General features: G+C 72.2%; 18 protein-coding genes and 2 pseudogenes. 11 read left to right on the forward strand and 9 right to left on the reverse strand.

Annotated features, from left to right (window positions below; genetic code table 11):
- Positions 1 to 96: 96 nt before the first annotated feature.
- Entirely contained in the window at positions 97 to 1,011 is a 915-nt protein-coding gene (locus tag ACIF8S_RS21010) for a YceI family protein (protein ID WP_400000794.1), read from the reverse strand.
- 523 nt (positions 1,012 to 1,534) lie between these two features.
- Here ACIF8S_RS21010 and ACIF8S_RS21015 point away from each other — a divergent pair.
- The 3 genes from ACIF8S_RS21015 to betT all read left to right on the forward strand — a co-directional run bounded on the left by ACIF8S_RS21015 (position 1,535) and on the right by betT (position 6,937).
- Positions 1,535 to 3,016, forward strand: a complete 1,482-nt coding sequence (locus ACIF8S_RS21015) for an aldehyde dehydrogenase family protein (RefSeq protein WP_400000757.1) — start codon at positions 1,535 to 1,537, stop codon at positions 3,014 to 3,016.
- A gap of 102 nt (positions 3,017 to 3,118) precedes the next feature.
- On the forward strand, positions 3,119 to 4,690 hold the full coding sequence (locus ACIF8S_RS21020; protein ID WP_400000759.1) for a GMC family oxidoreductase: 1,572 nt from the start codon (positions 3,119 to 3,121) through the stop codon (positions 4,688 to 4,690).
- 123 nt (positions 4,691 to 4,813) lie between these two features.
- Entirely contained in the window at positions 4,814 to 6,937 is a 2,124-nt protein-coding gene (gene betT, locus ACIF8S_RS21025) for a choline BCCT transporter BetT (RefSeq protein WP_400000761.1), read from the forward strand.
- A gap of 163 nt (positions 6,938 to 7,100) precedes the next feature.
- On the opposite strand, the gene ACIF8S_RS21030 is transcribed toward betT, so the two are convergent.
- On the reverse strand, positions 7,101 to 7,700 hold the full coding sequence (locus ACIF8S_RS21030) for an HD domain-containing protein (protein WP_400000763.1): 600 nt from the start codon (positions 7,698 to 7,700) through the stop codon (positions 7,101 to 7,103).
- 207 nt (positions 7,701 to 7,907) lie between these two features.
- On the opposite strand from ACIF8S_RS21030, the gene ACIF8S_RS21035 reads away from it, so the two are divergent.
- A complete protein-coding gene (locus tag ACIF8S_RS21035) occupies positions 7,908 to 8,450 on the forward strand; it encodes a hypothetical protein (protein WP_400000764.1) in 543 nt (180 codons plus the stop codon).
- Between the two features lie 87 nt (positions 8,451 to 8,537).
- Here the strand turns inward: ACIF8S_RS21035 and ACIF8S_RS21040 are convergent, their stop codons facing one another.
- On the reverse strand, positions 8,538 to 9,305 hold the full coding sequence (locus ACIF8S_RS21040) for a CDP-alcohol phosphatidyltransferase family protein (RefSeq protein WP_400000766.1): 768 nt from the start codon (positions 9,303 to 9,305) through the stop codon (positions 8,538 to 8,540).
- A gap of 108 nt (positions 9,306 to 9,413) precedes the next feature.
- On the opposite strand from ACIF8S_RS21040, the gene ACIF8S_RS21045 reads away from it, so the two are divergent.
- From ACIF8S_RS21045 to ACIF8S_RS21065, 5 genes are all read left to right on the forward strand, one after another.
- Positions 9,414 to 10,409: a zinc-binding alcohol dehydrogenase gene (locus ACIF8S_RS21045; protein ID WP_400000768.1), complete on the forward strand. Its 996-nt coding sequence runs from the start codon at positions 9,414 to 9,416 to the stop codon at positions 10,407 to 10,409.
- A gap of 115 nt (positions 10,410 to 10,524) precedes the next feature.
- Positions 10,525 to 10,923 carry a 6-carboxytetrahydropterin synthase gene (locus tag ACIF8S_RS21050; protein ID WP_024888232.1) on the forward strand — a complete coding sequence of 133 codons (399 nt, stop codon included), beginning with the start codon at positions 10,525 to 10,527 and terminating at the stop codon, positions 10,921 to 10,923.
- Complete coding sequence (locus ACIF8S_RS21055; protein ID WP_400000769.1) at positions 10,920 to 12,170, forward strand: glycosyltransferase family 4 protein; 1,251 nt, start codon at positions 10,920 to 10,922, stop codon at positions 12,168 to 12,170. The genes ACIF8S_RS21050 and ACIF8S_RS21055 overlap by 4 nt, the downstream gene beginning before the upstream one ends.
- Before the next feature lie 98 nt (positions 12,171 to 12,268).
- Complete coding sequence (locus ACIF8S_RS21060; protein WP_400000796.1) at positions 12,269 to 13,216, forward strand: class I SAM-dependent methyltransferase; 948 nt, start codon at positions 12,269 to 12,271, stop codon at positions 13,214 to 13,216.
- Positions 13,213 to 14,499 carry a lysylphosphatidylglycerol synthase transmembrane domain-containing protein gene (locus ACIF8S_RS21065; protein WP_400000771.1) on the forward strand — a complete coding sequence of 429 codons (1,287 nt, stop codon included), beginning with the start codon at positions 13,213 to 13,215 and terminating at the stop codon, positions 14,497 to 14,499. Before ACIF8S_RS21060 ends, ACIF8S_RS21065 begins: the two co-directional genes overlap by 4 nt.
- On the opposite strand, the pseudogene ACIF8S_RS21070 reads toward ACIF8S_RS21065, so the two are convergent.
- Positions 14,385 to 15,143, reverse strand: a pseudogene (locus ACIF8S_RS21070) (creatininase family protein); the annotation flags it as partial. The gene ACIF8S_RS21065 and the pseudogene ACIF8S_RS21070 overlap by 115 nt on opposite strands.
- Before the next feature lie 42 nt (positions 15,144 to 15,185).
- Here ACIF8S_RS21070 and ribA point away from each other — a divergent pair.
- Positions 15,186 to 15,845, forward strand: a complete 660-nt coding sequence (ribA, locus tag ACIF8S_RS21075) for a GTP cyclohydrolase II (RefSeq protein WP_400000798.1) — start codon at positions 15,186 to 15,188, stop codon at positions 15,843 to 15,845.
- 35 nt (positions 15,846 to 15,880) lie between these two features.
- On the opposite strand, the gene ACIF8S_RS21080 is transcribed toward ribA, so the two are convergent.
- Entirely contained in the window at positions 15,881 to 17,107 is a 1,227-nt protein-coding gene (locus ACIF8S_RS21080) for a serine hydrolase domain-containing protein (protein ID WP_400000772.1), read from the reverse strand.
- A gap of 48 nt (positions 17,108 to 17,155) precedes the next feature.
- Here ACIF8S_RS21080 and ACIF8S_RS21085 point away from each other — a divergent pair, with 48 nt between their 5' ends.
- On the forward strand, positions 17,156 to 17,605 hold the full coding sequence (locus ACIF8S_RS21085) for a PPOX class F420-dependent oxidoreductase (RefSeq protein ID WP_150154746.1): 450 nt from the start codon (positions 17,156 to 17,158) through the stop codon (positions 17,603 to 17,605).
- 184 nt (positions 17,606 to 17,789) lie between these two features.
- Here the strand turns inward: ACIF8S_RS21085 and ACIF8S_RS21090 are convergent, their stop codons facing one another.
- From ACIF8S_RS21090 to ACIF8S_RS21105, 4 genes and pseudogenes are all read right to left on the reverse strand, one after another.
- On the reverse strand, positions 17,790 to 20,174 hold the full coding sequence (locus ACIF8S_RS21090; protein ID WP_400000774.1) for an ATP-binding cassette domain-containing protein: 2,385 nt from the start codon (positions 20,172 to 20,174) through the stop codon (positions 17,790 to 17,792).
- A gap of 483 nt (positions 20,175 to 20,657) precedes the next feature.
- Positions 20,658 to 21,260: a histidine phosphatase family protein gene (locus tag ACIF8S_RS21095; protein ID WP_400000776.1), complete on the reverse strand. Its 603-nt coding sequence runs from the start codon at positions 21,258 to 21,260 to the stop codon at positions 20,658 to 20,660.
- A 5-nt stretch (positions 21,261 to 21,265) separates the two neighbouring features.
- A complete protein-coding gene (gnd, locus tag ACIF8S_RS21100) occupies positions 21,266 to 22,150 on the reverse strand; it encodes a phosphogluconate dehydrogenase (NAD(+)-dependent, decarboxylating) (RefSeq protein ID WP_349800399.1) in 885 nt (294 codons plus the stop codon).
- Positions 22,151 to 22,156: 6 nt separating this feature from the next.
- Positions 22,157 to 22,843 (reverse strand): annotated as a pseudogene (locus tag ACIF8S_RS21105) (glucose-6-phosphate isomerase); the annotation flags it as partial.

Genomic DNA, 22,843 nt, shown 5'->3' on the forward strand with positions numbered 1-22,843 from the left:
CCCCCGGGCGGGGGGGGGGCCCCGGGGTACCCCCCCCCCCCCCCGGGGGCCCGGGGGGGGGGGGCCCCCCCCGGGCGGGGGGGGGCCCCGCGCCGCCTACTCCGGAGGCGTGGGGGTCTCGGCGGTCCGGTACATCGCCTGGACGTCCAGCTCCAGTTGCACGGTCGGTCCGACGACCGCGATGCCGCGGGCCAGCATCGAGCGCCAGTTGAGGGTGAAGTCCTCGCGGTGCAGCTCCGTCTTCGCCAGCGCCGCGCAACGCAGCTCCTGTTCGTAACCGCCGTTCACCGTGCCGAGGTACGTCGTGTCCAGCCCGACGGAGCGGCTGGTGCCGTGCATGGTGAGCGTGCCGTTCAGCGTCCACCTGGAGCCGCCCCGGTAGACGAACCGGGTGCTGGTGAAGTCGATGAAGGGATAGTGCTCGACGTCGAGGAAGTCGGCGGAACGCAGGTGGTTGTCACGGGTCCTGTTGCCCGTGGTGATGCTGGCGGCGTCGATGCGCACCGAGACCTGGGAGTCGCGCATGTCCGGCGTGACGCGGATACCGCCGGTGAAGCGGGTGAAGCGTCCGTGGACGTGGGCCATGCCCACATGCTTGGCGATGAAGCGGATCGCGGTGTGCGGCGGGTCGAACAGCCAGGTGCCGGGCGGCGGCAGTTCCAGTTGGCGCGCGGGCAGCAGCGCGACGTGCGCCGGGGGGAGGACGGCACCGGCGGCTACGTCGATGTCGCTGCGGGCCGGGGTGAGGCCCTCGCCCGCGACCATCACGCTGTAGGAGCCAGGGGGGAGCGCCGCCATGAACAGGCCGTACGGATCGGTGGTGCCGCGGGCGGCGACCCGGTGGCTGTCCAGGGCGGTCACCGTGACCTCGGCGCCGCCCAAGGGCTGTCCCATGGGATCGACGACCTCGCAGCTGTACGCGCCGGCGCCGGTCGGCAGGGGCAGCGGGACGCCCGCTGCGGCCTCGGGACCGCCGCGGGAACGTCGACGCCGGAGCAGTCCGAGGGCCATGCGGTTCACCTTTCTTCCTTTGTGCCACCGCGGCGGGACTCGCACCGACGGATGCGTTCGCGGTCACCGGGAACCATCGGGGAGGAGTTGCAAGCGCGATGAAGTCAACTATTAAACGATCATAGAGCAAATGGAACGGAGTGCTTCATCATCAGGTCGGTGCGCGAGATGGCTTGTCCGGGTGCCGGGTGGGTATGAACCGCCGTCATTCCGGCCGTTCGACGGGGTGCGCGGGCTCGTCGGCCCTGATGCTTTGCTTCGGTGCTGTGGCGAACGCCACCCGGAATCGTGAAGGATTCACACGTGGCTCGCGGTCCCGTCACGCGGCTCACACATCACGCGGGCGCGGCGGCGCGGCACCCTCGCGGACGCCCCGTCCCGGCCGGTCGCTAGCCCGACCGAGTCACCGGACCACCCGGTCGCGGTGGTGGCCGTGCGCGCCGTGGCCGCCGACCGCACGATGAGCGGTGTTGCCGGCCGGCGAACCGATCGGTACCGGTCGGATGCGAAGGAGGCGCCCGCCATGGGTGAGCTGTACATCGACGGGGAGTGGACGAACGCCGTCGGCGGAGGGCGGCGGGATGTGGTCAATCCGTACGACGCCTCCGTCATCACCACCGTCGACGAGGCGGACGCCTCCGACGTGGACCGGGCGGTGCGGGCCGCCCGGCGCGCCTTCGACGAGGAGGACTGGGCGAACGCCCCCACCCGCCGCCGTGTCGACCTGCTGATGCGGGTGCACGACCTGCTGCTGCGCGACATCGACGAGATCGCCCGCACCGAGACCCTCGACACCGGCAAGACGCTGGCCGAGGGCCGCTTCGACGTGGAGGACGTGGCGAACGCCTTCCGCTACTTCGCGGAGCTCGCCGGCAAGGACGGCGGGCGGGTCGTGGACGTCGGCCCCGACGTCCTCAGCCGCGTCGTCTACCAGCCCATCGGCGTGTGCGCGCTCATCGCCCCCTGGAACTACCCGCTGCTCCAGGCGTCCTGGAAGGTGGCGCCCGCGCTGGCCGCCGGCAACACCATCGTCCTCAAGCCCAGCGAGACCACCCCGCTCACCACCATCGCCCTGTTCCGGCTGATCGAGGAGGCCGGCGCCCCGCGCGGTGTCGCCAACCTGGTGCTCGGCTCCGGCGCGACCGTCGGCGCGGCCATGACCTCCCACCCCGAGGTCGACCTGGTCTCCTTCACCGGCGGACTGTCCACCGGGCGCGCCATCATGGCGGCCGCCGCCGAGGGGCCGAAGAACATCGCCCTGGAACTCGGCGGCAAGAATCCCAACATCGTCTTCGCGGACGCCGACTTCGACGCCGCCGTCGACTACGCCCTGGACGCCTCCTTCCTGCACGCGGGCCAGGTCTGCTCCGCCGGGTCCCGCCTGCTGGTCGAGGATTCGCTGCACGACCGGTTCGTCGAGGCCTTCGCCGCGCGCGCCCGCCAGATCCGGCTCGGCAACGGCATGGAGGAGGGCACCGAGAGCGGGCCGCTCAGCTCCGCCGAGCACCGGGAGAAGGTCGAGGGCTACATCGCCCTCGGCAAGGAGGAGGGCGCCCGCCTCGTCACCGGCGGCACCCGCCCCGACGACCCCGCGCTGAGCAGCGGATTCTTCCTGCTGCCGACCATCTTCGCCGACTGCGACCGCTCCATGCGCATCGTCCAGGAGGAGGTGTTCGGACCCGTGGTCACCGTCGAGCGGTTCCGCACCGAGGACGAGGCCGTGGAACTCGCCAACGACACCCGCTACGGCCTGGCCGGCGGCGTCTGGACCTCCGAGGCCAGCCGCGCGCAGCGCGTCGCGCAGCGGCTGCGGCACGGCACCGTGTGGATCAACGACTTCCACCCCTACGTCCCGCAGGCCGAGTGGGGCGGCTTCGGCCGCTCCGGTGTCGGGCGCGAGCTCGGGCCCACGGGACTGCGCGAGTACCAGGAGGCCAAGCACATCTACCAGAACCTGAACCCGGGGCCCTCCGGCTGGTTCAAGGGCGAGAGCGGCGGCAGCTGAGCGGTACCCACGGCTCTGAGCGGTACCCACGGCTCCTCGACCCACCCGATCCGCGGCGCGCCGCCCCCTCCCTCACCCGACGGTTCCGAAGAAAGGCAGCCCATGGCCTCCACCACCCCTCACGGCGCGGAGTCGGACTACGACTACGTCATCGTCGGCGGCGGCACCGCCGGATGCGTGCTCGCCGCCCGCCTCAGCGAGGACCCCGACTGCCGCGTCTGCGTCATCGAGGGCGGACCCAGCGACGTGGGCGACGACCGCATCCTGCGGCTGCGTAACTGGATCAACCTGCTCGGCTCGGAGTTCGACTACGGCTACACCACCGTCGAGCAGCCGCGCGGCAACTCCCACATCCTGCACTCACGCGCCCGCGTCCTCGGCGGCTGCTCCTCCCACAACACCCTGATCAGCTTCCTGCCGCTGCCGCAGGACCTCGACGACTGGGTGGCCGCCGGCTGCACCGGCTGGGACCCGGAGACGATCCTGCCGTACCGGGACCGGCTCCAGACCCACATCGTGCCGGTGGCGGAGGCCGACCGGAACCCCATCGCCAAGGACTTCGTCACCGCCGCCGCCCGCGCCACCGGCGTCCCCGTCGTCGACGACTTCAACGCCGAGCCGTTCGCCGACGGCACCGGTTTCTTCTCCCTCGCCTACGAGCCGGAGGGCAACCTGCGCTCCTCCGCGTCCGTCGCCTACCTGCACCCCGTCCTGGACCGCCCCAACCTCACGCTGCTGCTGGAGACCTGGGCGCACCGGCTGCTCACCGACGAGACGGGACGGCTCACCCGGGTCGCGGTGCGCGGCGCCGACGGAGAGCCCGCCACCGTACGGGCCAACCGCGAACTCCTGTTGTGCGCCGGGGCGATCGATACCCCGCGCCTGCTGATGCTGTCCGGTATCGGTCCCGCCGACGACCTGCGCCGGCTCGGCATCGACGTCACCGTCGACCTGCCGGGCGTGGGGGAGAACCTGCTGGACCACCCCGAGTCGGTGATCGTCTGGGAGACCCGCGGCCCGCTGCCGCCCAACTCCGCGATGGACTCCGACGCCGGTCTGTTCCTGCGCATGGACAAGGGACAGCCGCGCCCCGACCTGATGTTCCACTTCTACCAGGTGCCGTTCACCGTCAACACCGAACGGCTCGGCTACCCGGTGCCCGAGCACGGGGTGTGCATGACGCCGAACGTGCCGCGGGCCCGCTCCACCGGCCGCATGTACCTGCGCAGTTCGAACCCGGTCGAGCATCCCGCCCTGGACTTCCGCTACTTCACCGACCCCGAGGGCCACGACGAGCGCACCATCGTGGAGGGGCTCAAGCTGGCCCGGGAGGTCGCGGCGACCGATCCGCTGAAGGACTGGCTCGTCCGCGAGGTCGCGCCCGGACCGTCCGTCACCTCCGACGCCGACCTGTCGGAGTACGGGCGACGCGTGGCACACACCGTCTACCACCCGGCGGGCACCTGCCGGATGGGCGCGGCGGACGACCCCCTCGCGGTCTGCGACCCGGAGATGCGGCTGCGCGGCGCCGAGGGCGTACGCATCGTCGACGCCTCGGTGTTCCCGACGATGCCCACCATCAACCCCATGGTGACGGTGCTGCTCGCCGCCGAACGTGCCGCCGACCTCATCACCGGCCGCCCGGGACCGGGCGACGGGGCGGCGACGCGGTGACCGCGATGACTCCGGGCCTTCCGGGTATACGCGCGTCGGCGACCGGGCGCGTTCCGGGCACCCACGCCGTGGACCGGACAGCCGGAGCGGCGGACGGCAGCCGAGGCCGAGGAGGAAAGTGACGTGTCGACGGTCGGTGAGACGGGCCCCGGAACGCCGGACGAGGTGCCGGCGGAGGACGAGCCCGCGGGCCCGGTGCGGGTCAAGCCCGTGGTCTTCTTCGGGTCGGCCCTCTTCGTCCTGGCGATCTCCCTGTGGGCGATCGTCACCCCGACGGGCGCGGAGGACGCCATCGGTGTGGTGGTCGGCAAGATCTCGCACTGGTTCGGCTGGTACTACTTCCTCGCCGCGACCCTCTACCTGCTGTTCGTCATCTTCATCGCCGCGTCCAAGTACGGCACCATCAAGCTCGGCCCCAAGCACTCCAAGCCCGACTACGGCCTGTTCACCTGGGGTTCGATGCTGTTCGCCGCGGGCATCGGCATCGACCTGATGTTCTTCTCGGTCTCCGGTCCCGTCAGCCACTACCTCGCGCCGCCGGAGGGCGACCCGGAGACGCTGGCGGCAGCCCGGCAGGCGGTCGTGTGGACGCTGTTCCACTACGGCATCACCGGCTGGGGCATGTACGCGCTGATGGGCATGGCCCTCGGCTACTTCTCGTTCCGCTACCGGCTGCCGCTCGCGATCCGTTCCGCCCTCTACCCGATCATCGGCCGCCGCATCCACGGGCGGATCGGTGACACCGTCGACCTCGCCGCCATCATCGGCACCGTGTTCGGCATCGGTGTGACGCTCGGCATCGGCGTGGTGCAGCTCAACTACGGCCTGAAGGCGCTCTTCGGCATCCCCGAAGGGCTCACCGCGCAGATCGCCCTCATCGTCATCGCGGTGGGCATGGCCACCGTGTCCGCGGTGTCCGGCGTCGACAAGGGCATCCGCCGGCTGTCGCAGCTCAACATCCTGCTCGCCGCCCTGCTGATGTTCTACATCCTCGTCGTGGGCCACCCGTTCCGGCTGCTCAACGCCATCGTCCAGAACGTCGGTGACTACGTCAGCCGCTTCCCGTCGATGACCCTGAACACCTTCGCCTACGACCAGCCCACCGAGTGGCTCGACGCGTGGACGCTGTTCTTCTGGGCGTGGTGGGTCGCCTGGGCGCCGTTCGTCGGCCTGTTCCTGGCGCGCATCTCCCGAGGCCGCACCCTCCGCGAGTTCGTCGCCGCGACGCTGGTCATCCCCTTCCTCTTCACCGGGCTCTTCCTGGCGATCTTCGGGAACAGCGCCCTGTTCCTGGTGCGCGACGGCAACAAGGAGTTCGGCGAGACCGCGATGAACGTCCCCGAACAGGGCTTCTACACCTTGCTCGAGCAGTTCCCCGGCTTCATGTTCAGCGCCGGACTCGCCACGTTCGTCGGCCTGCTGCTGTACGTCACCTCCGCCGACTCCGGCGCCCTGGTGATGGGCAACCTCAGCGCGGACCTGCCCACCCCGATGACCGACGCGCCCACGTACCTGCGCATCTTCTGGGCGGTGGCGACCGGTCTGCTCACGCTGGCGATGCTCATCGTGGGCGGTGTGCAGGCCCTCACCAACGCCACCATCATCATGGGCCTGCCCTTCTCCTTCGTCATGTTCCTGATCATGGCGGGGCTCTATCTGGCGCTGAGAACCGAACGGATGAAGGTCGAGGCCCGTGTCACCACGCTGCCCGGGTCGCTCTCCGGGCGCACGGCGCAGCACGGTCTGCCGGGGGCGCCGAACTGGCGGCACCGGCTGGCGCGGGCGATGTCGTTCCCGGGCCGGCGGGCGGCCGTGCGTTTCGTCGACCAGGTGTGCCGCCCGGCGTTCCAGGAAGTGGCGCACGAGCTGAGGCAGCAGGGAGCGGAGGCGGAGGTGCTGGAAGGGACCGTCGAGGAGAACGGCCTCACCCACGTCGGCCTGCGTGTCCCGGTCGGCGAGGGCGACCAGTTCGTCTACGAGGTCTGGCCCGTCGAGATGCCCACCCCCGCGTTCGCGACGCGTTCGGTCGGCGGGGCCGACACCTATGTACGGTTCGAGGTCCGGCTCGCCGAGGGCAACCAGGACTACGACGTGATGGGCTACACCAAGGAGCAGCTCATCGCCGACAGCCTCGACCAGTACGAGCGGTACCTGGAGTTCCTGCGGGTACGGCACGAGGCGTCCACCCGCTCCAACCTCCCCGACCACCGGCCGGACGCGCCGGACGCCCACCTGCCGGAGGAGTGAGCGGGGGGCGGTCGGACCTGGCGCTTCGGTCGCCGGCGGGCGGTTCGAGCTCCAGCACTCCCGTCACCGGCGGGCGGTTCGGTTCCCCTGCTCCAGCCACCGGTCTGCCGGTGCGAGTCCCGCCCTTCCGTCACCTACGGGCGGCCGGACCGCCCGAGCGCCGTCACGCGGGCGGCACCTCCGCGCAGGGCGTCAGGCGGGCGAGGTCCGGATCGCCGAACTCCGCGCGCAGGGCGTCGAACGCGGTCACCTTGTCCTCGCCGAACCGGCGGACGTGGGCGGCGTAGGCGTCGGCGGACAGGAACCGCGAAGGCCGCGACTTGGAGTGGAACTTGTCCGCGTACATCACCAGGCGCTCCTCCGCCGTCTCCGCCAGGTAGTCGGCGGGCGGGACGGGGAGGCCCTGGCTCTCGACGTCGCGCCGGGTGAGTCCGACCCCGGTGTGGTGCGAGCAGAAGCGGCACAGGGTCCCCGGGAAACCCTCGCCCTCCAGGATCTCCTGGCCGAGCAGGCCGTGCCGGATGTAGTTCTTGTGGTCCAGCCGGCCGTCCTCGCCGTAGAGACGGTAGACGCCGATGTCGTGCAGGAGGCAGCCCGCCCGGACCAGTTCGGCGTCGACGTGGGCGAGGTGCGGCGAGGCCAGCAGCTGCTCGGCGACGCTCCAGACGACCTCGCAGTGGCGGTGGACGGAGGCGAACGCCTCGGCCGTCGGCGCGTGCTTCTCGTGCAGCGCGCGGATCTCATCGGGTCCCGGAATCCTCACCCGCGGAGCCTAACAACCGCAGGTGGGAGCCCGCGGAAGAGTTCCCGCCACTGCCTGTTTCACGCGATCAGGTGATAACGGGCGAAGCGGGCACGTGGCGGTCGTGCGGGCCGTTCGAGCTGGTGACGGGGACGGCGGTCGTCCCCGGCCAAGAGGGAGGACGAGGGCCACGGCCCGCACCTCTCACCAGCGACGAGGGAGCACCTCATGGGACTGCACTTCCACCGCAACGCCGACGGCACGACCACCGGGCGCAACGACGCCAACGGCTTCACCGTGACACACGCCGACGAGGAGGAGGTGAAACGGCAGCTGTACGAGGACGCCGGGTGGGAGTACACGCCCCCGCCGCCCCCGGTCGCGCCGGGACACCATCGTTTCTGTCTGGTGCACGAGGAGGACCTGGGCTGCGGTGTGGAGGAGGAGCCGTACGCGGGGCTGAGGGCGAGGCCGCCCGAGGGGTGCGTGCCCGCGGACCACGGGCACTTCGCCCTGGAGTGCGAGCGGCCGGGGAAGACCCTGCTGGACGCCGTCGCCGGCACCGTCGCGGAGGTCCGCCGCGACCACGGGGTGGTGATGAACAGCCTGGGGGTCGAGAAACCCGGAGAGTGGGTCGACGCCGGCACCAGATACGGCTACGCGGCCGAGGTGGTGGCGCATCTGGTGCTGATGGCCGCGCACCGGTCGAGACTGCTCGGGTACGGCCGCAAGGACCTGGTACGGCTGCTCGACGCCACGGGGATCGAGTAGGGGACGGGGCCGCCGTGGCGCGAACGCGACCTGGCCCTCGCGGACGCCGGTTCGGTGACCCCGGCGGGTGGTGCCCCCTCGGGGACGTCAGCTCGTCACGAGCTCCGGTCGCGGCGCCCGCCCCGCCGACGGGACCGTCCGTGTGCGGGAGGTCCGGTACAGCCACAGCACGTCACGGCCGAACGACCACACCAGCAGACCGAGGGCCAGTCCCACGATCCCCACGCTGACCACGTGCGGGAGCAGGGCGGAGGCCGCGACCAGCAGCAGCACACCCTGCAGCGCGGCCACCGTCTTGCGGGCCGTGCTCGGCGGGAGCGGGGCGGTCAGCCAGGGCCACACACGGGCGGCGGCGACGAACACGTAGCGCATCGCGCCGATCAGCAGCACCCACGGGCCCATCGCCATCGACACGTACACACTCAGCACCAGGATCAGGAAGGCGTCCACCTCCATGTCGAAGCGGGCGCCCAGCGCGGTCGAGGTGCCGGTCCTGCGGGCGACCTTGCCGTCGACACCGTCGAGGATCAGGGCCACGGCGGTCAGGCCGACGAACAGGGAGACGGGGGGTGAGTCCTGGAACGAGTCGGCGACCAGCGCGGTCACCCCGCCGACGAGGGTGGCCCGGCCGAGGGTGACCCGGTTCGCCGCCCCGAAGGAGCGCGACCCGGCCCGGTACAGGGCCCGGGACAGCACAGCCCAGGTGGCGATCGCGAACGCGAGGCCCGTCAGCCAGCCCGCGGGGCCCATGCCGATCGCGGTACCGATCAGGGCCAGCAACAGGATCTGTACGCCCGCCCCCAGGGCGGTCTCCTGCTGTACGAGCCTCGCGTCGTAAGTGTTGTTCAGGGCCACCGAACACCCTCCGGCCGTGTGACAGAGTCGATCAACGCCGCTACCTTGTGCGCGGCCTGTGCACCACTCGGTACGCGCGCAGGATCCCGATCGTTCAGGAGGACTTCGATGAACCGCACCGCACGTGCGTTCTGGCTCGGCTCACCTGGCCGGGGGGAGATCCGCGAGGTGCAGCTGCCGGAGCCCGGCGCGGACGAGGTGGTGGTACGCGCCCTCTACTCGGGAGTGAGCCGGGGCACCGAGACACTCGTGTTCCGCGGAGGCGTGCCGGAGAGCCAGCACACCGCGATGCGGGCACCGTTCCAGGAGGGCGACTTCCCGGGGCCGGTGAAGTACGGCTACCTCAGCGTCGGCGTGGTGGAGGAGGGGCCCGAGGCGCTCACCGGCCGGACGGTGTTCTGCCTCTACCCGCACCAGACCCGGTACGTCGTGCCGGCGGCGGCCGTGACCCCCGTGCCCGAGGGGGTGCCCGCCGGGCGGGCGGTCCTCGCCGGCACCGTGGAGACCGCCGTCAACGCCCTCTGGGACGCGGCACCCCTGCTCGGTGACCGGATCGCCGTCGTCGGCGGCGGCATGGTCGGCAGCTCGGTGGCCGCCCTGCTCGCCCGTTTCCCCGGCGTACGGGTCCAGCTGGTCGACGCCGACCCCGCGCGGGCGAAGACCGCCGAGGCCCTCGGCGTGGACTTCGCCCTGCCCACCGACGCCGAGGGCGAGTGCGACCTGGTGGTGCACGCCAGCGCCACCGAACAGGGACTCGGCCGGGCCCTGGAACTGCTCCGCCCCGAAGGCACCGTCGTCGAACTCAGCTGGTACGGCGACCGGAAGGTGAGCGTCCCGCTCGGCGAGGCGTTCCACTCCCGGCGGCTGACCGTCCGGGGCAGCCAGGTCGGCACGGTCTCCCCGGCCCGCGCCCACCGCGGTTACGGAGACCGGCTCGCCCTCGCACTCGACCTGCTCACCGACCCCGCCCTCGACGCCCTCGTCACCGGTGAGTCGCCCTTCGAGGAACTGCCCGAGGTGATGCCCCGCCTCGCCTCCGGCGACATCCCCGCGCTGTGCCACCGGGTGCGCTACGACGAACCGGACCCAGGCGCGCACGCCTGACCTGAGAAAAGACGCGAGCGACGGTGAACACGGGAAGGAAGCCAGCCGTACTACTCGACATCCCCGCCTCTCAGACCGGCGGGGAACAGACGCGCCGCACCTGGAGGGTCGTCCGTTGTTCAGCATCACCGTCCGCGATCACATCATGATCGCCCACAGCTTCCACGGCGAGGTCTTCGGACCGGCCCAGCGCCTGCACGGGGCCACGTTCCTCGTGGACGCCACCTTCCGGCGCGAACAGCTGGACGAGGACAACATCGTCGTCGACATCGGCCTGGCCACTCAGGAACTCGGGGCCGTCGTCGGCGAGCTGAACTACCGCAACCTCGACAACGAACCCGACTTCGCCGGGGTCAACACGTCCACGGAGTACCTGGCCAAGGTCATCGCCGACCGGCTCGCCGAGCGCATCCACAAGGGAGCGCTGGGCGAAGGCGCCAAGGGCATCGCCGGGATCGCCGTCACGCTGCACGAGTCGCACATCGCCTGGGCGAGTTACGAGCGTGCGCTGTGACCGACACGACCATCGACACGACCGAGACGACGACCGGCAGGACGCGCGACACGCCCCCCAGGACGGCAGGCCGCGGCGGCACCGGCCGCCTGGACTACGTGCCCGTGCAGGCGTCCTTCCGGAGGAACGGCGGGATCATCCCCATGTCCCTGCGCTCCGTGCACTTCGTGATGCCGGGCGGGGTCGACGACCCGTCCGCCCCGAGCGGCGGCAACGCCTACGACCGGCGCGTGTGCCTGGACCTGCCCGGCTTCGGCTGGCAGGCGCACCGGCACCCCGTGGCCGGCGACTGGCCCCGCCCGGACGCCACCGCCCGCGCGGAACTCGCCCGCACCCTGCGGGAACTGCCCGACGGCGCGGTCGTCCTGCTCGACGGGCTGGTCGCCTGCGGGGTGCCCGAGATCATCGTCCCCGAGGCGGAAGAGGGACGGCTGCACATGGCCGTGCTCGTCCACCTGCCGCTCGGTGACGAGACCGGCCTGGACCCGGCCGTCGCCGCCGAACTCGACGCCCGGGAACGCGCGGTGCTGCGGGCCGTGCCCGCCGTGATCGCCACCAGCGACTGGGCGGTGCGCCGGCTCGTGGCCCACCACGGACTGGCCCCCGAGCGGGTCCACGTCGCCGCCCCCGGCGCCGACATCGCGCCCCTCGCGCCCGGCACCGACGGCATGTCGCACCTGGTGTGCGTCGCCGCGGTGACCCCGCGCAAGGGCCAGCGCCGGCTGGTGGAGGCGCTGGCGACGGTGACCGACCTGCCGTGGACGTGTTCCCTGGTCGGCGGCCTCGGGCACGACCCCGAGTACGTCGCCCACCTGCGCGGCCTCATCCGCGCACACGGCCTCGAGGACCGGCTGGAGCTGACCGGGCCGCAGTCCGGAGCCGCACTCGACGCCAGCTACGCCGCCGCCGACCTGATGGTCCTCACCTCCTACGCCGAGACCTACGGCATGGCCGTCACCGAGGCCCTGGCCCGGGGCATCCCGGTGCTCGCGACCGACGTCGGAGGACTGCCCGAGGCCGTCGGCCGCGCCCCCGACGGCGGGGTGCCCGGCATTCTCGTCCCGCCGGAGAACCCCGCCGCGATCGCCGCCGAACTGCGCGGCTGGTTCGAGGAGGCGGACGTACGACGCCGGCTGAGGGCGGCCGCCCGCGGCCGGCGGGCCGCGCTCGGCGGCTGGGCGAGCACCGCGCAGAGCCTGGCGGGAGTCCTGCGCCGGCTCCCCACCGCATCCGGGAGGGCGGCATGACGAAGCCGGCGACCACCACCCAGCCCGCCGCGGCGATCCCCGCCCAGCCCGGACCCCGGGACGTCACCGACGCGGCACCCGGACCAGCGAGGGACGACATGGCACCCGAGAGCGGCACGGACGGCTCCACGGTCATCCCCGGCGCCGGACCCGCCGCGCCACGCCCCGGTGAGCGGGCCACCGTACGGCTTCGGGACACCGGCGAGGACGAGCCGCCCCGCTACGCCCCCGAGTGGCTGCAGTTGCGGGAACCGGCCGACGCCGACGCCCGCTCCTACGAGCTGCTCGACCCACTGCGGATCCGGCTCGCCAACCTCCCCGGGCGGGCCGGCGGCGGCCTCGTCGTCCACGACATCGGCTGCGGCACCGGTTCCATGGGCCGCTGGCTCGCGCCCCGCCTCGACGGCACCCAGCACTGGGTGCTGCACGACCGGGACCCCTACCTCCTGCACTTCGCCGCCGTCGCCTCCCCGCGCTCCGCCGCCGACGGCAGCCACGTCACCGTCGAGACCCGGCGCGGCGACGTCGCCCGGCTCACCTCGGACGCCCTGGCCGGCGCCTCCCTGGTGACGGCGTCGGCGCTGCTCGACGTCCTCACCCGCGAGGAGGTCGACGCCCTGGCCGCGGCCTGCGCGGGAGCCGGCTGCCCGGCCCTGCTGACCCTGTCGGTGGCCGGACGCGTGGAACTGACCGCGCCGCACCCGATGGACGAGGAGATCACCGAGGCGTTCAACGCACATCAGCGCCGGGGCGGACTGCTCGGGCCGGACGCCGTGACCGTCGCCGCGGAGGCCTTCTCCGAGCACGGCGCGACCGTACGGCTGAACCCCAGCCCGTGGCGGCTGGGCCCGGAGCAGGCCGCGCTGACCGAGCAGTGGCTGCGAGGCTGGGTCGGGGCGGCGGTGGAGGAGCGGCAGGACCTGGCCCGGCGCGCCGACGCCTACCTGGCCGAGCGGCTCGCCGCCTGCGCGGCGGGGGAGCTGCGGGTGGTCGTCCACCACACCGACCTGCTCGCCCTGAGCCGCCCGGTGGACGGCTCCGCATGAATACGGACACGGCGGAGGCGGACGGGACGGACACGACGGAGATGTCCGCCTCGGCTGACGGGGTGTCCACCCCGGCGGACGGGGGCGGCGCCCGCCGCCTGCTCCGACGGCTCGGTGGTCCCGCCGCGCGTACCCGGCTGTGCACCCTCGCCGGGGTGGTCATCCTCGGCGTGCTGTTCTGGCGGCTCGGCACCGGTGCCTTCCTGGACGGGCTGCGACGCATCGACGGGCCGACGCTGGCCGCCGCCCTCGGCATCGGGCTGGTGACCACCGCGTTCAGTGCCTGGCGCTGGGCGCTCGTGTCGCGCGGGATCGGCATCCGGCTGCCGCTCGGCCCTGCCGTCGCGGACTACTACCGGGCGCTGTTCCTCAACGCGGCGCTGCCCGGCGGTGTCCTGGGCGACGTCCACCGGGCGGTACGGCACGGCAAGGACGCAGGCGACCTCGGGCGGGGCGTACGGGCGGTGGTGCTGGAGCGGACCGCGGGACAGCTCGCGCTGTTCGCCGCCGGGGGAGTGGTCCTGCTGACCATGCCCTCCCCGGTCCGCGACCAGGTACGGCACGCGGCCCCACTGGCCGGCCTCGCTCTGCTGGGGGCCTGTGCGGTGGTGCTGGCCCTGCGGATGAACCGGGCGCCGTCCGGACGGGAACCGAAGGCCGTGCGCGGGATGCTCGCCGAGGCGCGGCTGGGGCTGTTGTCCCGGGCCGCCGGGCCGGGTGTCCTGGTCTCGTCGATGGTCGTCCTCGCCGGTTACGTCGCCATGTTCGTCCTCGCCGCCGACGTCGCCGGAGCGGGGGCTTCGGTGGCGGAGCTGCTGCCGCTCGCCCTGCTGGCGCTGCTGGCGATGAGTCTGCCGCTGAACGTGGGCGGTTGGGGTCCGCGGGAAGGGGTGGCCGCGTGGGCGTTCGGCGCGGCGGGGCTGGGCGCGGGGCGGGGGCTGACGGTCGCCGTGGTGTACGGCGTGCTCAGTCTGGTGGCGAGCCTGCCGGGGGCGGTGGTGCTGGTGGCCCGGTGGTACGCAGGGAGGGACCGTGCGTGGGACTCCGCTCCCGTCGCACAGGAAGCTCCGGCCGGCCCGCGGTCCCGCCCGCGTACGACGGAACGTCCGGCCGGCCCGCGCACGACGGACGGGCCGGGGCCGGTCGTCCGGATACCCCGTCAGCTGCCGGAGGTCAGGAGCGAGAAATACGTGTCGAAGGAATCCGCGAGACTCGCCAGAAGTTCCCTGCCCTTTTCCGCCGTCCCCAGAGAAGGCCGTCCGATGACACCGGAATCCGTATAGGCGGACATTCCGGTGGTGAGCAGATGACGCCGGTCGTCCGAAACATGGTCCGACGTCTCGAATCCGGGCCGGAGAACCTCGGGAGAAGTGTGGAGAAGAATGGACGTCTCGATTTCGCCCGCGTGCATGTCGGTCAGCAGCGACGTGGCGACACCGGCCCGCTTCCGCGCCGTTTCCCAGTCCTCGGACGCCGGGAACAGCGCCATCCGTTCACCGCGCGCGGAGGACTCCTGGACGACGTTGCCCAGCACGTAGTTGCCGCCGTGCCCGTTGACCAGGACCAGGGTGTCGACGCCGGAGCGGCGCAGCGAGTCGGCGATGTCCCGGACCACCGCGTGCAGCGTCACGGAGGAGATGGACACGGTGCCCGGCCAGGCCGCGTGCTCGTGCGAGCAGGAGATCGTCACCGGGGGAAGGAGGTGCACGGGGTAGGCGTCCGCGACGGCGCGCGCGATCGCGCAGGCGACCAGTGTGTCCGTCGCCAACGGCAGGAAGGGACCGTGCTGTTCGAAACTGCCGACCGGAAGTACCGCGATCTGACGTGAGACGCCGGCTCCCCGCGTCCGTACATCCTCTGTAGTGTCCGCCGGCAACAGACCGTGCACCGGGCCGTATGCCGCCGACCGCTCGTGTGAACCACCCATATCCGTCACGGCCTTTCGTCTCTGCTTAGGAACTCGAGAATGATGACAGAAAAAATAGGCGTACTCGGCAAGCAGCCTCAGCGGCGGACCGGTGTGGAACGCGTCGTGAATGCGCCGCTGCCCACCGTGTACGGGAAGTTCCAGGCGATCGGTTACCTGGACCACGACCGCGGCGACGAACAAGTCGCCCTGGTGTACGGCGACCTCGGCTCGGAACGGGTGCTCACCCGGCTGCACTCGGAGTGCCTCACCGGCGACGCCTTCGGGTCCCAGCACTGCGAGTGCGGCGACCAGCTGGCGGCGGCGCTGCACGCGGTCGTCGCCGAAGGGGCGGGCGTCGTCGTCTACTTGAGGGGTCACGAGGGACGCGGTATCGGTCTGCTCGCCAAGCTGCGCGCGATGGCGCTGCAGGCGGAAGGGCTGGACACGGTCGAGGCGAACCTGGCCCTCGGCCTGCCCGTCGACGCCCGCGACTACGCCGTCGCCGCCGGGATGCTGAAGGACCTGGGCGTGCGGTCGGTGCGGCTGATGTCCAACAACCCCCGCAAGCGTGAGGCGCTCGTCCTGCACGGCGTGGAGGTCGACGAGCAGGTGCCGCTGCTGATCCAGCCGTGCGAGAGCAACATCACCTACCTGCGCACCAAGCGGGAGCGGCTCGACCACCACCTGCCGCACCTGGACGCGGTCGCGCACCTGTCCTGACGCCCGGCCGGGAGGCGGGACGTCGCCGCGGGAGGTCAGCCGGTGAGTGCGTCGTGCACCAGCCGTTTGAGGTCCCGGTAGACGGTGTGGGAGGACCTGGGCCGCACCTGCGTGTAGAACTGCACGGTCAGGTCGCGGCCGGGGTCGACCCAGAAGGTGGTGGTGGCCACCCCGCTCCAGCCGTAGCTGCCCAGGCCGGACGGCTCCCGGGTGCGGGAGGGGTCGACGACGACGGAGACGCCGAGGCCGAACCCGACGCCCTCGTTGCCGGGGTCGTCGTGCGGGGGGACGCCGGCGGAGCGCAGATCGGCGCCGCCCGGGAGGTGGTTGCGGGTCATCAGGCGCACCGTCCCGGGGCGGAGCAGCCGTGTGCCGTCGAGTTCGCCGTGCCTGCGCAGCATTTCCATGAAGCGGTGCCAGTCGTGGGCGGAGGCCACCATGCCGCCGCTGCCGGACAGGAAGCGGGGGCGGCCCCGCAGGGGCGTTCCGGGGACCGGCTCGATGGCCCCGCCGTCCGTCTCGCCGTAGAGCTCCGCGAGCCGTTCCGCCTGGGCGTCGGTCACCTCGAACCCGGCGTCCGTCATCCCGAGCGGCCGGAACACGCGCTCGGCGAGGAAGACGTCGAGGGGGCGGCCGGAGACGACCTCGACGATGCGGCCGAGGACGTTGGTGGCGACCGAGTAGTTCCACCGCGTGCCCGGGTCGAACAGCAGCGGCAGACCCGCGTACACGTCCGTCGTGCCCGCGAGGTCCGTGCCCGGCGCCACCGACGACTCGAGGCCGGCCGCGCGGTAGAGGGCGTCGACCGGATGGGCGTGGTAGAAGGCGAACGTCAGCCCGGCGGTGTGCGTCATCAGATGCCGCACGAGCAGCGGGCCGGACGCCGGCCGCGTCCGTACCCGGTCGTCCGCGCCGTCCACGTACACGCGCGGCTCGGCGAACGCCGGGAGGTGGCGGCCCACCTCGTCGTCCAGGGACAGCAGCCCGTCCTCCACCAGCATCAGCGCGCCGACGGTTGTGACCGGCTTGGTCATGGAGTAGATCCGCCAGAGGGTGTCGGGCTCCACCGGCAGACCGGCCGCCAGGTCCCGTGCCCCATACGTTGTCAGGTGCGCGACACGCCCCGCGCGGGCGACGGCCACCAGGAACCCGGGCATCCCCCCGCCGTCGACCCGGCGGGCGAGTTCCCGGTCGAGCCGCTCCAGCGCCTTCGCGTCCAGCCCCGCCTCGCCGGGGTCGGCCTCCTGCCGCAGCACCGCCATCGCACACCTCCGGGGAACGCCGGCCCGGTTTGGGCCGTTGATCGAAGCATGACCCAGGACGCGGAACAGAACGCACTGCTCGCCCTGCTCTCCGAGGCCCACGGCGGAGTGCTCGTCACGCTGAAACGCGACGGACGGCCCCAGCTGTCCAACGTCATGCACGCCTACTACCCCGACGAGCGGGTCATCCGCGTCTCCCTCACCGAGGACCGGGCCAAGACCCGCAACCTGCGGCGCGACCCGCGGGCCTCGTACCACGTCACCACCGCCGACCGGTGGGCGTACACCGTGGCGGAGGGCACCGCCGACCTGACGCCCGTCGCCGGCCAGCCGTACGACGAGACGGTGGAGGAGCTGATCCGGCTCTACCGGGACATCAACGGCGAGCACGAGGACTGGGAGGAGTACCGGGCGGCCATGGTCCGCGACCGCCGGCTGGTGCTGCGGCTGCGCGTCGAACGGGCGTACGGCATCCCACGCCGCGCCGCCGAGGCCTAGCCGAGCACCCCGGTGCCCGGGCCCGCATGGGGTGTGGCCCTGGCACCGGGTCCTGACGTAGCGCCCCCGGCACCGGTCCTGACGTAGCGGCCTCGGCGCCGGGGACCGGCGGAGCGACCCCGCCACCGGGGCGTGGCGACCACCCCGGTGCCGATCCGGCGCCGGGCCGGCCGTCCTACGGGCGTCAGGCGCCGACGTACTGCGCCAGATGCTCACCGGTGAGCGTGGAGCGGGCGGCGACCAGGTCGGCCGGGGTGCCCTCGAAGACGATCCGTCCGCCGTCGTGGCCGGCGCCGGGGCCCAGGTCGATGATCCAGTCGGCGTGCGCCATGACCGCCTGGTGGTGCTCGATGACGATCACCGACTTGCCGGAGTCGACGAGGCGGTCCAGCAGCCCGAGCAGCTGCTCGACGTCGGCGAGGTGCAGACCGGTGGTCGGCTCGTCCAGCACGTAGACGCCGCCCTTGTCGCCCATGTGGGTGGCCAGCTTCAGGCGCTGCCGTTCACCGCCGGACAGGGTGGTGAGCGGCTGGCCGAGGGTGAGGTAGCCGAGACCGACGTCCGCCATCCGCTGCACGATCTTGTGCGCGGCCGGCAGCCGCGCCTCACCCTCCCGGAAGAACTCCTCCGCCTCGGTCACCGACATCCCCAGCACCTCGCTGATGTCGCGGCCGCCGAAGCGGTACTCGAGCACCGACGCGTCGAACCGCTTGCCGCCGCACTCCTCGCAGGTGGTGGAGACACCGGCCATCATGCCCAGGTCGGTGAAGACGACCCCGGCGCCGTTGCAGGTGGGGCAGGCGCCCTCGGAGTTGGCGCTGAACAGCGCCGGCTTCACGCCGTTGGCCTTGGCGAACGCCTTCCGGATCGGTTCGAGCAGCCCGGTGTAGGTCGCCGGGTTGCTGCGCCGGGAGCCGCGGATCGGCGTCTGGTCGACCGCGACCACCCCCTGGTCGGAGGGGACCGACCCGTGCACCAGGGAGCTCTTGCCGGAGCCGGCCACGCCGGTGACGACGGTGAGGACGCCGAGAGGGATGTCGACGTCGACGTTCTGGAGGTTGTTCGCCGTGGCGCCGCGGATCGGGAGGGTGCCGGTGGGGGTGCGGACCGTGTCCTTGACCGAGGCGCGGTCGTCGAGGTGGCGGCCGGTGATGGTGCCGCTGGCCCGGAGCCCTTCGACGGTGCCCTCGAAGCAGACGGTGCCGCCCTCGGTTCCGGCGCCGGGACCGAGGTCCACGACGTGGTCGGCGATGGCGATGGCCTCCGGCTTGTGCTCGACCACCAGCACCGTGTTGCCCTTGTCGCGCAGCCGCAGCAGCAGATCGTTCATCCGCTGGATGTCGTGCGGGTGCAGGCCGATCGTGGGCTCGTCGAAGACGTACGTGACGTCGGTCAGGGAGGAGCCCAGGTGGCGGATCATCTTGACGCGCTGCGCCTCACCGCCCGACAGGGTGCCCGACGCACGGTCGAGGGAGAGGTAGCCGAGGCCGATCTCCACGAACGAGTCGAGGGTGTGCTGCAGCGCGGTCAGCAGCGGCGCCACGGACGGCTCCTCGACGCCACGGACCCACTCGGCGAGGTCCCTGATCTCCATGGAACAGGCGTCGGCGATGCTGATCCCCTTGATTTTCGAGGACCGGGCGCCCGCGGTGAGCCGGGTGCCGTCGCACTCGGGGCAGGTGGTGAAGGTGACCGCACGGTCCACGAAGGCCCGGATGTGCGGCTGCATCGCCTCGCGGTCCTTGCTCAGCATCGACTTCTGCAGCTTGGGGATCAGCCCCTCGTACGTGAGGTTGGCGCCGCCGACCTTCACCTTGGTGGGCTCGCGGTACAGGAAGTCGTGGCGTTCCTTCTTGGTGTACTCGCGGATCGGCTTGTCCGGGTCGAAGAAGCCCGACTCGGCGATGACCCGCACCACCCAGCCGCCGCCGGTGTAGGTGGGGATGGTGAACGGGTCCTGCGACAGTGACTTGGAGTCGTCGTAGAGCTGGGTGAGGTCGATGTCGGAGACCGTGCCGCGGCCCTCGCAGTGGGTGCACATGCCGCCGGTGCGGGAGAACGTCACCTTCTCGGTCTTGGTCTTCTCGGCGCCGCGGTCGACGGTGAAGCCGCCGCTCGCCTGCACCGAGGCGACGTTGAAGGAGAACGCGCCGGGCGGGCCGAAGTAGGGCTTGCCCAGGCGGCTGAAGAGGATGCGCAGCATCGCGTTGGCGTCGGTGGCGGTGCCGACCGTGGACCGCGGGTCGGACCCCATCCGCTGCTGGTCGACGGTGATCGCGGTGGTCAGGCCCTCCAGCACGTCGACCTCGGGGCGCGCCAGCGTCGGCATGAACCCCTGGAGGAAGGCGCTGTAGGTCTCGTTGATCATCCGCTGCGACTCGGCGGCGATGGTGTCGAAGACCAGCGAGCTCTTGCCCGAGCCGGACACACCGGTGAACACGGTCAGGCGGCGCTTGGGCAGCTCGACGCTGACGTCCTTGAGGTTGTTCTCGCGCGCCCCGTGCACGCGGATCAGATCGTGACTGTCGGCGATGTGCTGTCCGCCCTGCGGGCCCGTGTTCGTGACCATGGTTGTGGTTCTCCATCCGTCGGGCGGGGCCGCCGTCGCGGGTCCCGCCGGCGTTCCCCGGCTCCGTCCGACCGGCCCTGCGGGTGCGTCCGGTCGGCCTGTGGCGGCGCGCTCACCGCTGCGGTCCACAGCCCGTCCGACCGGCATCCCCCGCCCCGGGCGTCACGCGCCACCGACAGACTAGGCGGGCGACCCCCGGCCGTGCTTCTCGATTCCTGATCGTCGCCCGAAGCGTCGCCGGCACGGATGGCGGGGAACAGGCGTACGGACATGCGAAGGGCGCGTCACACCGGCCGTCTCCGGCCACCGTGACGCGCCCGGGCGAGGGGACGCGCCCTCCTTCATCCGTGCGGAACGCCTGCGATCCCCCCTGTGCCGACTCCGGCCACCGTGACGCGCCCGGGCGAGGGGCCGCCGCGCCCGTGCACTGTGACGCGCCGGGGCGAGAGGCCGCCCCCGGTCACCCTTGTGGAACTCCCGCGTTCACCCCTGTGCCGGCTCCGGCGGCCGGGTGTTCCACTCCGCGACCACCGGGAGGCCGTGCTCCAGGGACAGCCGGCTCAGGGTGCCCGTCTCCAGGCGGAAGAGACGGCCGTCGGCCGGGGGCAGGCCCAGGCGGCGGGCCGTGAGGACCCGCAGCAGATGGCCGTGGGCCACCAGCATCACGTCCCCGTCCTCCAGGGCGCCGGCCACCCGGGCCAGCACCCGGTCGGCGCGGGCCCCGACCTGTTCCGGCGACTCGCCGGGGAAGTCCCGGCCGGGCGGTACCCCGTCGGTCCACAGGTCCCAGCCGGGCCGGGTGGTGTGGATGTCCGCGGTGGTCACGCCCTCGTACCCGCCGTAGTCCCATTCGCGCAGGTCCGGCTCCGGCGCGGCGCCGGTGAGGCCCGCCAGCTCGGCGGTGCGGCGGGCGCGGGCCAGCGGGCTGGTGAGGACCAGGGCGAAGGACCGGTCCGCCAGCAGCGGCGCCAGTGACCTGGCCTGGGCCTCACCGGCCGGGGTCAGCGGCAGGTCGGTGCCGCCGGTGTGGCGGCCCGACCTGCTCCACTCCGTCTCACCGTGCCGGGCGAGCAGCAGATCCCCCATGGGGCCTACGCCTTCTTCGCCGACTCGACGGCGTGGCCGCCGAACTGGTTGCGCAGCGCCGCGACCATCTTCATCTGCGGCGAGTCCTCCTGGCGGGAGGCGAACCGCGCGAACAGCGACGCGGTGATCGCGGGCAGCGGCACGGCGTTGTCGATGGCCGCCTCCACCGTCCAGCGGCCCTCGCCGGAGTCCTGCGCGTAGCCGCGCAGCCGCTGGAGGTGCTCGTCGTCGTCGAGGGCGTTGACCGCCAGGTCGAGCAGCCAGGAGCGGATGACGGTGCCGTCCTGCCAGGAGCGGAAGACCTCCCGGACGTTGTCCACCGACTGGACCTTCTCCAGCAGCTCCCAGCCCTCGGCATAGGCCTGCATCATGGCGTACTCGATGCCGTTGTGGACCATCTTCGCGAAGTGCCCGGCGCCGACCTTGCCCGCGTGGACGTAACCGTACGGGCCGTCCGGCTTGAGGGCCTCGAAGATCGGCTCGAGCCGTTCCACGTACTCCTTCTCGCCGCCGACCATGAGGGCGTAGCCGTGCTCCAGGCCCCACACGCCGCCGGAGACGCCGGCGTCGACGAAGCCGATGCCCCGGGCGGCCAGCTCCTTGGCGTGCTTCTCGTCGTCGGTCCAGCGGGAGTTGCCGCCGTCCACCACGACGTCGTCGTGCTTGAGGAGGCTCGCCAGCCGGTCGATGACGTCCTGGGTGGGGCCGCCGGCGGGAACCATCACCCAGACCGCGCGCGGCCCTTCGAGCTGGTCGACCAGGTCGGACAGGTGGGGTACGTCGGACACGTCGGGGTTGGCGTCGAACCCGACGACGGTGTGGCCCGCGCGGCGCAGCCGCTCGCGCATGTTGCCGCCCATCTTGCCCAGACCAACAAGACCGATCTGCATGTCAGTTCACTTCCTGCGTTCGCGGTAGGCGGCCACCAGCGCGGCCGTGGACGGGTCGAGGCCGGGGACGTCGGCGCCCTCGCTGAGGGCGGGTTCGACGCGCTTGGCGAGCACCTTGCCGAGTTCGACGCCCCACTGGTCGAAGGAGTCGATGTCCCACACGGCGCCCTGCACGAACACCTTGTGCTCGTACAGCGCGATCAGCTGGCCCAGCACCGAGGGGGTCAGCTCGGTCGCCAGGATCGTGGTGGTGGGGTGGTTGCCCCGGAAGGTGCGGTGCGGCACCTGCTCCTCGGGCACTCCCTCGGCCCGCACCTCCTCGGCGGTCTTGCCGAACGCGAGCGCCTGTCCCTGGGCGAACAGGTTGGCCATCAGCAGGTCGTGCTGCGCCTTGAGTCCGTCGCTGAGCTCGGCGACCGGACGGACGAAGCCGATCAGGTCGGCGGGGATCAGCTTGGTGCCCTGGTGGATCAACTGGTAGTAGGCGTGCTGCCCGTTGGTTCCCGGCGTGCCCCACACCACCGGACCCGTCTGCCAGTCCACGGGGCGGCCCTGGCGGTCCACCGACTTGCCGTTGGACTCCATGTCGAGCTGCTGGAGGTAGGCGGTGAACTTCGACAGGTAGTGCGAGTACGGCAGCACCGCGTGCGACTGGGCGTCGTGGAAGTTGTTGTACCAGACCCCCAACAGGCC

Source organism: Streptomyces sp. NPDC085937 (assembly GCF_044540535.1).
In the GTDB taxonomy this organism is placed as follows: Bacteria; Actinomycetota; Actinomycetes; order Streptomycetales; family Streptomycetaceae; genus Streptomyces.

What these genes read in the sequence shown, in the direction of transcription:
- ACIF8S_RS21010 (WP_400000794.1), bottom strand. Translation starts at nt 1,011, where the DNA reads ATGGCCCTCGGACTGCTCCGGCGTCGACGTTCCCGCGGCGGTCCCGAG.
- ACIF8S_RS21015 (WP_400000757.1), top strand. Translation starts at nt 1,535, where the DNA reads ATGGGTGAGCTGTACATCGACGGGGAGTGGACGAACGCCGTCGGCGGA.
- ACIF8S_RS21020 (WP_400000759.1), top strand. Translation starts at nt 3,119, where the DNA reads ATGGCCTCCACCACCCCTCACGGCGCGGAGTCGGACTACGACTACGTC.
- ACIF8S_RS21035 (WP_400000764.1), top strand. Translation starts at nt 7,908, where the DNA reads ATGGGACTGCACTTCCACCGCAACGCCGACGGCACGACCACCGGGCGC.
- ACIF8S_RS21045 (WP_400000768.1), top strand. Translation starts at nt 9,414, where the DNA reads ATGAACCGCACCGCACGTGCGTTCTGGCTCGGCTCACCTGGCCGGGGG.
- ACIF8S_RS21060 (WP_400000796.1), top strand. Translation starts at nt 12,269, where the DNA reads ATGGCACCCGAGAGCGGCACGGACGGCTCCACGGTCATCCCCGGCGCC.
- ACIF8S_RS21065 (WP_400000771.1), top strand. Translation starts at nt 13,213, where the DNA reads ATGAATACGGACACGGCGGAGGCGGACGGGACGGACACGACGGAGATG.
- ribA (WP_400000798.1), top strand. Translation starts at nt 15,186, where the DNA reads ATGACAGAAAAAATAGGCGTACTCGGCAAGCAGCCTCAGCGGCGGACC.
- ACIF8S_RS21080 (WP_400000772.1), bottom strand. Translation starts at nt 17,107, where the DNA reads ATGGCGGTGCTGCGGCAGGAGGCCGACCCCGGCGAGGCGGGGCTGGAC.
- ACIF8S_RS21085 (WP_150154746.1), top strand. Translation starts at nt 17,156, where the DNA reads ATGACCCAGGACGCGGAACAGAACGCACTGCTCGCCCTGCTCTCCGAG.
- ACIF8S_RS21090 (WP_400000774.1), bottom strand. Translation starts at nt 20,174, where the DNA reads ATGGTCACGAACACGGGCCCGCAGGGCGGACAGCACATCGCCGACAGT.
- ACIF8S_RS21095 (WP_400000776.1), bottom strand. Translation starts at nt 21,260, where the DNA reads ATGGGGGATCTGCTGCTCGCCCGGCACGGTGAGACGGAGTGGAGCAGG.
- gnd (WP_349800399.1), bottom strand. Translation starts at nt 22,150, where the DNA reads ATGCAGATCGGTCTTGTTGGTCTGGGCAAGATGGGCGGCAACATGCGC.